Source organism: Yonghaparkia sp. Soil809, assembly GCF_001429705.1.
Lineage (GTDB): Bacteria > Actinomycetota > Actinomycetes > Actinomycetales > Microbacteriaceae > Microcella.
In genome coordinates this window covers 160,912-172,468 of the sequence record NZ_LMSV01000001.1, presented here as the reverse complement: position 1 = coordinate 172,468, position 11,557 = coordinate 160,912, and the positions used below count along the sequence as shown (strand labels likewise).

Here is an 11,557-nt window from a genome sequence, read left to right as displayed (position 1 = left end):
CTCCCGAGGCCACTCGGGCCGCGCTTCACAACTCCACAGNGAGGTGACGCACGGGGATGATCGGTTTCGACATTGCCTGCGAAACGATGAGAAGCGGGTCGAGGATGCAGGGTTATCTCGTAAACGATCTCTGCAAACAACAGGTGCCAATGCTAAGCGCACCGACTTCGCTCTCGCCGCCTAAGGCAGAGTAGATAAGTCCGTCAGCCCGGGTTCGCCTCCGCCCCGGTCGCTGGCGTCATCAAGGAGGCTCGCTGCGTGCCTGCGTCTCAGGTGCACGCGGGACTTTCACTGAGGCTGGGCTCGTCGACCTAGGGGTCTGCAACAAAGGTCGGAGCCGAGCAGAACGTCTCAGCAGACTACGCCCGTAGAAGGCATCGGATCACAGCAGTGGACGGGGGTTCGATTCCCCCCATCTCCACCACTGGTCGTCATCACGCGCTGTGCGAGTTCGCCACCGCCCCTCGAGACGGATCGAGTCCGCCATGCGCACGCTCCTCAACATCATCTGGCTCGTGCTCTCGGGCTTCTGGCTCTTCCTGGGCTACGCGTTCGCCGCACTCATCATGGTCGTGCTCATCGTCACGATCCCGTGGGGGATCGCCGCGTGGCGCATCGGCGTCTACTCGCTCTGGCCGTTCGGCAAGGACGTCGTCGACCGTCCGACCGCCGGCGTCGGCTCGGCGATCGGCAACGTCGTCTGGGTCGTCCTCGCCGGCTGGTGGCTCGCGCTCGGGCACATCGCCTCGGCGCTCGCGCTCGCCATCACGATCATCGGTCTGCCCTTCGCGTGGGCGAACCTGAAGATGGTGCCCATCGCGCTCCTGCCGCTCGGCAAGCAGATCGTCGACCAGCCCTAGCCGAGCATCCGCCCGGCGTCAGCCGATGTTCGCCGGCCGGGCCCACTCCTCGCCGAGGACGTGCTGGTCGAGGAAGGCGAACACGGTCTCGTACCAGACGATCGCGTGCTGGGGTTTGAGCACCCAGTGGTTCTCGTCCGGGAAGTACAGGAAGCGGTGCACGGTCGAGCCGTCGTCCTCCGCGTGGCGGGCGTTGAGCTCCGACCACAGCCGCAGGCTCTCGCCGATCGGCACGCGGTAGTCGCGGTCGCCGTGGATCACGAGCATCGGCGTCACGATGTCGTCGATCGCGTGGTGCGGCGAGTTCTCCGCGAGTCCCTTCTCGTCGAAGATGCTCATCCAGTACGCCGAGTTGTCGGTCGTGCCGCCGAACTGGTCGAGCGCCCACAGGCTCGCGTGGCTCACGATCGCGCGGAAGCGGTCGGTGTGCCCCGCGACCCAGTTGGCCATGTAGCCGCCAAACGAGCCGCCCATCGCCGCCGTGCGGGTCTCGTCGATCTCGGGGCGCTGCTCGACCGCGTCGGTGATCGCCAGGAGGTCGGTGTACGGCTTCTGCCCCCAGGAGTTCCAGCCTCGGGCGATGAACTCGAGCCCGTAGCCGGTCGACAGCGCCGGGTCGGGCAGCAGCACCGCGTAGCCGTGCGCGACGGCGAGCTGCGGCGCCCAGCGCCAGCTCCAGGCGTTCCAGCTGTTGAGCGGCCCGCCGTGGATCCACAGCAGCAGCGGGGCGGGGCTCTCTGCCGAGGCCCCCTCGGGCGTCAGCAGCCAGCCGCGCACGCGCGCGCCGTCCTCCGCCGTCGTCTCGACCTCGACCATGTCGCCCACGGGGGCGGGCGGCGCGGCGGGGGTCGCGAGCTCGGTCACGTCTCCGGTGCGGGCATCGATGCGCACGGGATGCGGGGGCGACTGCCACGAGGATCGCAGCGCGATCACGTCGCCGGTCCGCGCATCCACGCTCAGGCTCGCGTACGCGAAGTGATCGTCGACGAGGCGGACCACGGGGCCGCCGTCGAGCGGGGCGCGGAAGACGGGACCGCGTCCGTCGTGGTCGGCAGAGACGATGAGCGACTCGCCGTCGGGGGCGAAGAGGAACTCGGCCGGCCAGTGATCCCAGTCGGCGGCGATTCGGCGCGGGTTCGCGCCGTCGAGGTCGGAGACCCAGAGCTCGTGGTCGCTCGGGCCCGCCGGGGTGCTCACGGGCACGCGCAGGTAGGCCATGCGCGTGCCGTCGTGGCTGATCGTCGGGAACTCGTACTGCACGCCCTCCTCGCCGTGGACGGTGCGGCGCTCGCCGGTCGCGACGTCGATCGCGACGAGCTCGTAGCGGGCGAGGCCGCGGCGCGGCACTCGCACCGCGGCGATGAGCGTGCGGCCGTCGGGCGTGAGCGCCTGGCCGGCGGTGTCCGCGGTGCGGCCCGGCGTCGGGGTCAGATCGCGCGGGCGGGGGAGGTGCGCGGGGTACGGGGTCGGGGTGGCGTCGGCGCTGTCGGGCGCGGCGCCCGCGTCGGCGGCCTCCGGCGACCGGTCGGGCAGCGCGTCGACGAGTGCGTCGAGGTCGAGCGCGAGGAGGTGCGGCTCGGCGGGGCCGAGATCGTGGTCCCAGTACCGCACGGGGTAGCTCTCGTGCAGGATCGCCTGGACCTTGCGCTTCTTCCGCTCGGCGCGGGCCGCGGCGTCGTCCTCGAACGAGCCGGAGCTCGGCAGCAGGTCGGCGGCGATGACGACCGTGTCGCTCGCGAACGCGGTCGCCGCGACCCCGCTCACGCCGCCCGCGAGCCGGGTGATCGGGCGGGCCTCGCCGCCGGGCGCGGGCAGCAGCCAGAGCTGCGCCGACTCGTCCTCCCCGTCGGCGTCGGCGTCGGGCCGGCCGGAGACGAAGAGCGCGTCGCCGGAGGCCGTGAAGGCGACGCCCGACTCGCCCTTCGCCGAGCGGGTCAGGCGACGCGGGGTGCCGCCGCCCTGCGCGGGGACCTCCCAGAGCGCCCGCTCGTAGCGCGTGCGGTCGGACGAGAGCGAGGCGACGGTGAGCACGACCCGCTCGCCGTCGGGCGAGAGGGCGACGCCGTCCACGCGCGGGAGCGCGATGTAGGCGTCGAGCGAGTGGAAGGGAGTCGAGGGCGTCGCGTCGGTCATGCCCTCGACGCTACCGAGCCCGACTGGGCGGCGTCGCCGAGCGCTCGCACGAGCATCCGTTCTCGCTGGGGGCGGGTCGGGCGGCTCAGCCCGCCGCGAGCTCTCCCCGCGACCGCTCGGGCGAGTGCAGGCGGCTGAGGATGCGGTCCGCGCTCACCGGCGTGCGGCCGTCCACGAGCGACACGATGACGCACGTGAGCGTCGCGGCCGAGATCGTCCAGAGACCGGGCTGCTCGAGCAGGGTCGAGAGCGGGCCCGCGGCGGATCCGAGAGCGGCCGACCCGATGAGGGCGGCACCGCACAGACCGGCTCCGACGAGCATTCCCGCGATCGCCCCGCGCGCGGTGAGGCGCCGCCACCAGATGCCGAGCAGGATGATCGGCGACAGCGCCGAGGCGGCGAACACGAACACCGTGCCGACCGAGGTCACCAGCCCCTGCGGGGCGGTCGCGAGGGCGACGAGGAGCGGCACGAGCGTGCAGAACACGGCCGCCCACCGGAACGAGGTGACGGTGCCGTGGAAGAGGTCCTGGCTGACGGCGCTCGAGAGCGAGACGATGAGGCCCGAGGACGTGCCGAGGAATGCGGCGAGTGCTCCCGCGACGACGAGGGCGGTGAGCAGGTCGCCGGCCGGGCCCGGGACCAGCCGCGACGGCAGCTGCAGCGCGACGGTGTCGGCCACACCGGGCGCGGCGAGGTCCGGCGCGGCGATGCGAGCGATGAGCCCGATCGTGCTGGAGGCGATGTAGAAGACGCTGATCAGCACGATCACGCCGACGGTCGTCCAACGGGCCGAGCCGCCGGTCGGGCTCGTGTAGAAGCGGACGAGGACGTGCGGGAGCCCGACGGTGCCGAGCAGCAGCGCGATGAGCAGCGAGGTCGTCGCGTAGGCGTCCAGACCTGCCGGCCCTTGATCCTGCGGGAAGACGAGCGCCGGATCGATCGCGGGCTCCGTGCCGCTGAGGGTGATCGCGAAGAAGATGGCGGGCACCGCGAGCGCGGCGAGCTTGAGCCAGAACAGGAACGCCTGGACGAAGGTGATCGAGCGCATGCCGCCGGCCGCGACCGAGCCGCCGACGACGACCGCGACCGTCACGGCGCCGACCCAGGGCGGGATGTCCGCGACGACCGTGAGCGCGAGTGATGCCCCGTGCAGCTGGGGCACGATGTACAGCCAGCCGATGATGAGCACGAGCGCGCTCGTCAGGCGCCGCGCGGCGAGCGAGTCGAGGCGGGCGTGGATGAAGTCGGGGATCGTGTACGCGCCGCTGCGCCGGAGCGGCGCGGCGACGAGCATGAGCACGAGCAGGTAGCCCGCGGCGTAGCCGATCGGGAACCAGAACGCGTCCGATCCTGACAGCAGCACGAGCCCCGAGAGGCCGAGGAAGGTACCGGCCGAGAGGTACTCGCCGCTGATGGCGGAGGCGTTCCAGACCGGTCGCACGGTGCGGGAGGCGACGAAGAAGTCGCTCGTCGTGCGCGAGATGCGCAGCCCCCAGATGCCGATGATCGCCGTCACGACGACGACCCCGACGATCGCGCCGATCGAGAGGGCCGCGCTCATCGGGCCGCTCCGCTCACTCGGGCTCCACGAGCTGCGTGAACCGGCCCTCGAGCCGCTGGCAGGCGAGGGTGTAGCCGACCGCCCAGACGATCATGAGCGGGTAGAAGCCGTAGGCGTGGATCAGCCACGTGAGCGGCACGCCCCCGAGCGCGATCTCGTCCAGCAGCGGGATCCGGCTCATCACGACGGTGACGAGCACGAGCGCGATCGCGAACGAGACGAGGCACATGATCGCGAGCCGGCCGTGGGCGCGCATGAGGCTTCGCGTGAAGAGCGTCTCGGCCTCCCCGACCGCCCATCGACCGGTGCGCGGGGGCGGCTCGGTGCGCGCGCTCGCCGCATCGACCGAGGTGACGCGCTCGCGCACCGGTCGCGTCCCGGCGCGACGGCGATCCCCGGCGGAGCCCGTGGACCCGAGCTCGGTCATCGCCCGGCCTCGCGCGGCCGCAGCATCGCCTCGCGCACGATCGGGATCGAGCGCCGGCTCACGGGGACCTCTTCGCCGGCGACCGTGAGCGTCGGATGCGCGCCCACGAGCCTCACCGCGGTGATCGCGTCGCGCAGCACGAGGTACGAGCGGTGCACGCGGATGAACCCGGCGTCGTGCCAGCGCTGCTCGAGCTCGGAGATCGGCTCGCGGATGAGGTGGCTCTCGGTCTCCGTGACCAGCCGCGAGTAGTCGCCCTGCGCCTGCACCCAGCGCACGTCGCTGCGGTGCACCACGCGCATCGCGTTGCCCACCCGGACGGGGATGCTCTCGTCGGGCGGGGCGTCCGGGCCGAGGGGGCTGTCGCGCAGCGCGAGGATGCGGCCGACCGCGCGCTGCAGCCGCTCGCGCCGGATGGGCTTGAGGATGAAGTCGACGGCCTGCACGTCGAAGGCCTCGATCGCCCCGGCCTCGTCGGCGGTCACGAAAACGATCGCGGGCGGCTCGGCGAACCGCGAGACCGCGCGCGCCAGGTCGAAACCGGAGAGCCCTGGCATGTGGATGTCGAGGAAGGCGGCGTCGACCTCGCGCTCGGCCAGCAGCCGCAGGGCCTCCGAGCCCGTCGCGGCGCGCAGGATCTCGCGCACCCGCGGGTCCGCCCGCAGCATCGACTCGAGCTCGTCGAGCACGCGCCGCTCGTCGTCGGCGATGAGCACGTCGATCGCGCGCATCGGCTCGCCGGTCTCCGGGCGGGCCGTCACGGGCCCGCCGGCCTCTCGGTCTCGTTGAAGGGCTGCGACTTCGGGATGCGCATCCTCACCATCGTCCCGGCCCCCTCGTTGGTCTCGATCACGAGCGCGTGGTCGTCGCCGTAGATGCTCCGCACGCGGGCGTCGACGTTCCGCAGCCCGATGTGGTCGGTGCGCTCGGACTCCGTGAGCAGCTGCCGCAGGGCCGAGGGCCGCATGCCGACGCCGTCGTCGTCGACCGTGATCTCGGTGTGGGTGCCGTCGTCGCGAGCGGCGATGACGACGGTGCCTCCGGCCTCGCGCGGCTCGAGACCGTGACGGATGGCGTTCTCGACGAGCGGCTGCAGGCTCAGGAAGGGGATCACGGTGGCGAGCGTCTCGGGTTCGATGCGCAGCGTGACGCTCAGGCGCTCCTCGAAGCGGGCGCGCTCGAGCTCGACGTACGAGTGGACGCTCGTGAGCTCGTCGGCGAGCGTCGTGAACTCGCCCTGCGAGCGCAGCGTGTACCGGATGAAGTCGGCGAAGTCGAGCAGCAGGTCGCGCGCCCGCTCGGCATCCGTGCTCGTGTAGGAGGCGATGACGCTGAGCGCGTTGTAGATGAAGTGGGGGCTGATCTGGGCGCGCAGCGCCCGCAGCTCGGCCTCGGCGAGGGCGGCGCGCGAGGTCTCCAGCTCGCCGAGCTCGATCTGCGCGCCGCACCACGCGGCGACCTCCGTCGTCGCGCGGACGAGGGGGGCGTGCACCCGCGTCGCGAAGGCCACGATCGCACCGACCACGCGGCCGTTGACGATGACGGGCGCCCCGACGGCCTGGGGGGAGCCTCCCTCGTCGTCTCCGATCGACCCGCGCGGAGCATCCGCCCCTGATGACCGGGTCGACAGCAGCTGCCGCTGGCCCGTCTCGATGACGCTCGCCGCGACCCGCGCCGCGACCGGCGCGAGGTCGCCGCGGCCGTCGAGGGCGACGACGCCGTCCCGATCGGCGACGGCGATGGCCTCGCTGCCGAGGAGGGTGCGCAGGTAGCGGCCCGCGCGATGCGCGCCCTCGCCGTCGAGCCCGCCGCGCAGGTGCACGGCCGCGCGCGAGGCGAGCGAGAGCGTGCGGAACGTCGCGCGCTCGGCGTCGCTGCCGAGGTCGCCGCCGCCTCGGGCGTGCCGCCGGATCAGCTGCGCGAGCAGCGTGACGGCGATGCCGAGAGCGAAGGCGGCGACGGCGAGGAGCGCGGCGTCAGGCATCGGCGCTCCTCGTCACGTCGTCGTCAGCAGCAGCGGGCCCCGGGGTTCTGGTCCTGCTCGTCCATTCTGCCCCGCCAGAACTCCCGCTCGGTCATCGGGGCGACATCCGCTCCGTGCGTGGCGGCGTGATGATCGAGGTACGTGCGGTAGGCGGTGTCGCCCATGAGCTCGCGCATGTACCAGGTGACGGCTCGTCCGGCGCGCCCGAGGACGGCGGCGCCTGCCCGGACCGAGAGAGTCCGGGCAGGGCGCCGTGATTCGGTCGCGGTCATCAGTGCCTGGCCGACGAGGGCCGTGTGGCGGCGGGCAGCTGCGCCCACCGGCGCTCGAGCTCGCGCTCGGCCCTCGTGGCGAAGAAGCCCTCCGGCGCGTACCGGCGCGAGGCGACCGGGGCGTCCTCGTGGCTCTCGCCGCCGCCGGCGCGGATGGCGCGGACCGTCACGATGAGCGAGGTGATGACGACGATGATCGCGAGCGTCACGAACACGATCGACAGGATGCCCTGCACCATCGTGTTCCGCACGACCGCCTCCATCGCCTCGACCGTCGGGGCCGTGCCGAACGAGGTCTCTCCCGCCTCGAGCGCTCCGCGGAACGCGAAGTGGTTCGCCCAGTAGCCCACCTGGGGCACGGGGGAGAAGATCTTGAAGGCCGACGCGGTGATCGTCACGACCGCGGCGAAGGCGAGCGGCACGCCGATGATCCACAGCCAGCGCACGTAGCCCGGCCCGCGCTTGGCGACGATCGCGAGCACGACCGCGAGCGCGATGACCGCGAGCAGTTGGTTCGCGATGCCGAACAGCGGGAAGAACGTGTTGATGCCGCCGAGCGGATCCGTGACGCCGAGGATCAGGATCCAGCCCCAGCCCGCGACCATGAGGGCCGTCGTGATCCACACGCCGGGGCGCCACCCCGTGTCCTTGAACCTCGGGAGGACGTTGCCGATCGAGTCCTGCAGCATGAAGCGGGCCACGCGCGTGCCGGCGTCGACCGCGGTGAGGATGAACAGCGCCTCGAACATGATCGCGAAGTGGTACCAGAAGCCCGCGAGCGCGGCGCCGCCGAAGAGCTGCTGCATGATGTTCGCGATGCCGAGCGCGAGGGTCGGCGCGCCGCCCGTGCGGGAGACGATCGACTCCTCGCCGACGGCCGCCGCCGTGCTCGTGAGCATGTCGGGCGTGAGGTTCACGCCCATCAGACCGAGCGAGTTGACGAAGGCGACCGCGCCCTCGACCGTGCCGCCGGTGGCGGCCCCGGAGGAGTTCATCGCGAAGTAGATCCCGCGGTCGAGCGAGAGCGCGGCGACGAGCGCCATGATCGCCACGAAGGACTCCATGAGCATGCCGCCGTAGCCGATGAAGCGCGTCTGGCGCTCCTTCTCGATGAGCTTCGGCGTCGTGCCCGAGGCGATGAGCGCGTGGAAGCCGGAGAGGGCGCCGCACGCGATCGTGACGAACAGGAACGGGAACAGCGTGCCGGAGACGACCGGGCCGAGCTCGCCGCCGGCGAACTCGCTGAGCGCGGGGACCGAGATCTCGGGCCGCACGAGGACGACGGCGCCGGCGAGCATGACGATGACGCCGATCTTCATGAACGTCGAGAGGTAGTCGCGCGGGGCGAGCAGCAGCCAGACGGGCAGGATGGCGGCGACGAAGCCGTAGATGATGATGCCCCACGCGATCGTCGTGCGGTCGAGCGTGAAGAGCTCGATGCCCCACGGCGTCTCGGCGACCCAGCCGCCGGCGATGATCGCGGCCATGAGCAGCACGAAGCCGATGATCGAGACCTCGGAGATCTTCCCCGGGCGCAGGTAGCGCAGGTAGACGCCCATGAAGAGGGCGATCGGGATGGTCATCGCGACGCTGAAGACGCCCCACGGGCTCTCGCCGAGCGCGTTGACGACGACGAGCGCGAGGATCGCGATGATGATGAGCATGATGAGCAGCGAGGCGAGGATCGCCGCGGTGCCGCCGACGCGGCCGAGCTCGTCGCGGGCCATCTGGCCGATCGTGCGACCGCCGCGGCGCATCGAGAAGAACAGCACGAGGTAGTCCTGGACCGCGCCGGCGAGCAGCACGCCGACGATGATCCAGATCGTGCCGGGCAGGTAGCCCATCTGCGCGGCGAGGACGGGGCCGACGAGCGGGCCGGCGCCGGCGATCGCGGCGAAGTGGTGGCCGTAGAGCACACGGCGGTCGGTCGGCACGTAGTCCTTGCCGTCGGCGCGCACCTCGGCGGGCGTGGCCCGCCGGTCGTCGGGGCGCGTGATGTAGCGCTCGATGACCTTCGAGTAGAAGCGGTAGCCGATGAGGTAGGTGCAGACGGCGGCGAACACGAACCAGAGCGCGTTGACGGTCTCGCCGCGCACGATTGCGATCATGGTCCACGAGATGCCGCCGAGCAGCGCGATCGCCGCCCAGACCAGGATCTTCGGCAGGGTCCACCGGGTCTCGCGCTCCGCGGCGGGCAGCTCGGTGGGGGGAAGGGCCGGGTCGGGCTCGGGGCCGTCGGGCCGGGCCTCGACGGTCGATCCGGGTGGCTGTGACGTCATTGTGCTCCTCCAGGGGGTCGCATCGTTGCGTGTGGTCACCCTAGGAAGGGGCGCCGGCGCGCGCACGGCCCTGCCGACGGGCGGCTGTTCGGTGCGACGAACGGCGGATCCGTGCGACGAACAGCGAGCCGAGCTGCGCCTTCGACGCGCCTGCGCCGCGCGGGCGAGCGGGGCGCCGGTGAGGGGGCGCGCGCCGGAACCGTCACCCGCCGCATCCTGGCTGTGTAAAAAATCATTGACAGGATGTCCGTTGCGCTTTACCTTGAGCGTGTCAGGAATTCTTGACATCCGCATCGATCGACCAGAAGGAGACCCCGTGGCGCAGGAGGAGAAGGTGGCCTGGATCGGCCTCGTCGTCGGCATCGTGACGGGCGTCGTCTACGGCGTCGTGCTCGCCGCCCGCGCGGCCGGCGGGCCGCTCGTCGAGGCGCCCTACGTCGACGCGATGCTCTGGAGCATCGGCATCGGCATCATCGTGACGGCCGTCGTGACGATCGTCGTCGCCATCCTGACCCGTCGGGACGGCCAGGGGACCGACGTCCGCGACCGGCAGATCAGCGCCCGCGCCGAGCACACCGCGCGCGCCGTGCTCGTGATCGGAGCCCTCGCAGCCCTCGTGCTCGCGATGCTCGAGGCCGACCACTTCTGGATCGCCCACGCGCTCTTCCTCGGCTTCTACGCCTCCGCGGTGCTCGAGGGCATCACGAAGGTCGCCCTCTACCGCGGGGGAGTGCCCGCGTGGTGAAGCCCACTCGCGTGGAGAACCGCATCCGCGCCCTCCGCTTCGCCCACGGCGAGCTGACGCAGGCCGATCTCGCCGAGCGCATCGGCGTCACCCGCCAGACCGTCATCGCCATCGAGCAGGGCAAGTACTCGCCCTCGCTCGAGGTCGCCTTCCAGATCGCCCGCGTCTTCGGGGTCCCGCTCGACGACGTGTTCCAGTATCCGGACGGCGCGTGAGCGCCGCATCCGCCCCCGCGCCCGACCGATGAGACGAGAGACCACCATGACCACGATGACGACGCCCGCGACCATGCGGGCCCTGCTGCAGAGCGGCTACGGCGGCGTCGAGATGCTGCGACTCGATCAGGCGCCGGCGCCCGCACCGCGCGCCGGTCGCGTGCTCGTGCGCGTCGAGGCCGCGAGCCCCGACTCGGGCACGATCCACCTGCTGACCGGGCGGCCGACGCTCGTCCGCCCCTTCCTCGGGCTGCGCCGGCCCCGACAGCCAATCCCCGGCCTCGCGTTCGCGGGGCGCATCGAAGCGCTGCCGCCCGGCGCGACGCCCGAGCAGGTCGGGTTCGCCGTCGGAGATCGCGTCGCCGGGTCGGCGCCCGCGGCGTTCGCCGAGCTCGTGCTCGCGACGCCGCGGAAGCTCGCGCGCATCCCCGACGCGGTGTCGTCGACCGACGCCGCCGCGCTGCCGATCTCCGCCGTCACCGCCCTGCAGGCCGTCCGCGATGCCGCTCGCGTCGGCGCGGGGCAGAAGGCGCTCGTCATCGGCGCGGGGGGCGGAGTCGGGGCGTACCTCGTGCAGCTCGCCGTTCTCGCGGGCGCCCGCGTCACGGGCGTCGCGAGCGGGGGGAAGGCCGCCTTCGCCCGCTCTCTCGGCGCCGAGCGCACGATCGACTACCGCACCGATCCCGGGCCCGAGGGCTGGGGGCGCTTCGACGCCGTCATCGACACGGCCGACGGCCGCGACCTGCCGGTGCTGCGCCGACTGCTGACCGAGCGCGGCACGCTCGCGATCGTCGGCGCCGATCACGTCGGCGGGCCCGTGCTCGACGGGCTCGACCGGCAGTTCCGCGCTGCGCTGCTCGACCCGTGGGTGCGGCACCGCCTCGTGATGGTCATGCAGAAGGAGTCCGGCGCCGATCTCGCGATCCTGCTCGATCACCTCGCGGCAGGGCGGATGTCCGCGGCCGTCGACGAGGTCGTCCCCCTCGAGCGCGCCCTCGGAGCGATCGACCGGCTCCGGCGGCGCGAGGTGCGCGGCAAGGTCGTCATCGCGCTCGGCTGACCGGGGCCGGACGAGCCC

The 11,557-nt window shown here is 72.2% G+C and carries 11 protein-coding genes and 1 other RNA gene; 5 read left to right on the top strand and 7 right to left on the bottom strand.

Translation table 11 applies throughout. From position 1 onward, the window contains the following. The first annotated feature begins 52 nt into the window (after positions 1–52). Positions 53–424: a transfer-messenger RNA gene (gene ssrA / locus ASG83_RS12345) on the top strand. Positions 425–485: 61 nt separating this feature from the next. Then, a complete protein-coding gene (locus ASG83_RS00855; protein WP_055855972.1) occupies positions 486–860 on the top strand; it encodes a YccF domain-containing protein in 375 nt (124 codons plus the stop codon). 18 nt (positions 861–878) lie between these two features. Here ASG83_RS00855 and ASG83_RS00850 read toward each other — a convergent pair whose 3' ends face one another. From ASG83_RS00850 to ASG83_RS00820, 7 genes are all read right to left on the bottom strand, one after another. Beyond that, on the bottom strand, positions 879–2,993 hold the full coding sequence (locus tag ASG83_RS00850) for an alpha/beta fold hydrolase (protein ID WP_055855969.1): 2,115 nt from the start codon (positions 2,991–2,993) through the stop codon (positions 879–881). An 85-nt stretch (positions 2,994–3,078) separates the two neighbouring features. Then, a complete protein-coding gene (locus ASG83_RS00845) occupies positions 3,079–4,557 on the bottom strand; it encodes a cation acetate symporter (RefSeq protein WP_055855967.1) in 1,479 nt (492 codons plus the stop codon). 13 nt (positions 4,558–4,570) lie between these two features. Continuing rightward, entirely contained in the window at positions 4,571–4,984 is a 414-nt protein-coding gene (locus ASG83_RS00840) for a hypothetical protein (RefSeq protein WP_055855963.1), read from the bottom strand. Beyond that, positions 4,981–5,715: a LytTR family DNA-binding domain-containing protein gene (locus ASG83_RS00835; RefSeq protein WP_055858971.1), complete on the bottom strand. Its 735-nt coding sequence runs from the start codon at positions 5,713–5,715 to the stop codon at positions 4,981–4,983. Before ASG83_RS00835 ends, ASG83_RS00840 begins: the two co-directional genes overlap by 4 nt. 26 nt (positions 5,716–5,741) lie before the next feature. Beyond that, positions 5,742–6,968 carry a sensor histidine kinase gene (locus ASG83_RS00830; RefSeq protein WP_055855960.1) on the bottom strand — a complete coding sequence of 409 codons (1,227 nt, stop codon included), beginning with the start codon at positions 6,966–6,968 and terminating at the stop codon, positions 5,742–5,744. 23 nt (positions 6,969–6,991) lie between these two features. Next, complete coding sequence (locus tag ASG83_RS00825) at positions 6,992–7,240, bottom strand: YbdD/YjiX family protein (RefSeq protein WP_055858968.1); 249 nt, start codon at positions 7,238–7,240, stop codon at positions 6,992–6,994. After that, entirely contained in the window at positions 7,240–9,519 is a 2,280-nt protein-coding gene (locus tag ASG83_RS00820) for a carbon starvation CstA family protein (RefSeq protein WP_055855957.1), read from the bottom strand. The genes ASG83_RS00825 and ASG83_RS00820 overlap by 1 nt, the downstream gene beginning before the upstream one ends. Positions 9,520–9,787: 268 nt before the next feature. On the opposite strand from ASG83_RS00820, the gene ASG83_RS00815 reads away from it, so the two are divergent. The 3 genes from ASG83_RS00815 to ASG83_RS00805 are packed head-to-tail and all read left to right on the top strand — an operon-like array spanning position 9,788 to position 11,539. Next, positions 9,788–10,264 (top strand): hypothetical protein, encoded by a 477-nt coding sequence (locus ASG83_RS00815; protein ID WP_156376751.1) that lies wholly within the window; start codon positions 9,788–9,790, stop codon positions 10,262–10,264. Continuing rightward, on the top strand, positions 10,258–10,479 hold the full coding sequence (locus ASG83_RS00810; RefSeq protein WP_055855951.1) for a helix-turn-helix transcriptional regulator: 222 nt from the start codon (positions 10,258–10,260) through the stop codon (positions 10,477–10,479). Before ASG83_RS00815 ends, ASG83_RS00810 begins: the two co-directional genes overlap by 7 nt. 46 nt (positions 10,480–10,525) lie before the next feature. Then, positions 10,526–11,539, top strand: coding sequence for an NAD(P)-dependent alcohol dehydrogenase (locus ASG83_RS00805; protein WP_162253775.1), 1,014 nt, complete (start codon positions 10,526–10,528; stop codon positions 11,537–11,539). Positions 11,540–11,557 lie beyond the last annotated feature (18 nt).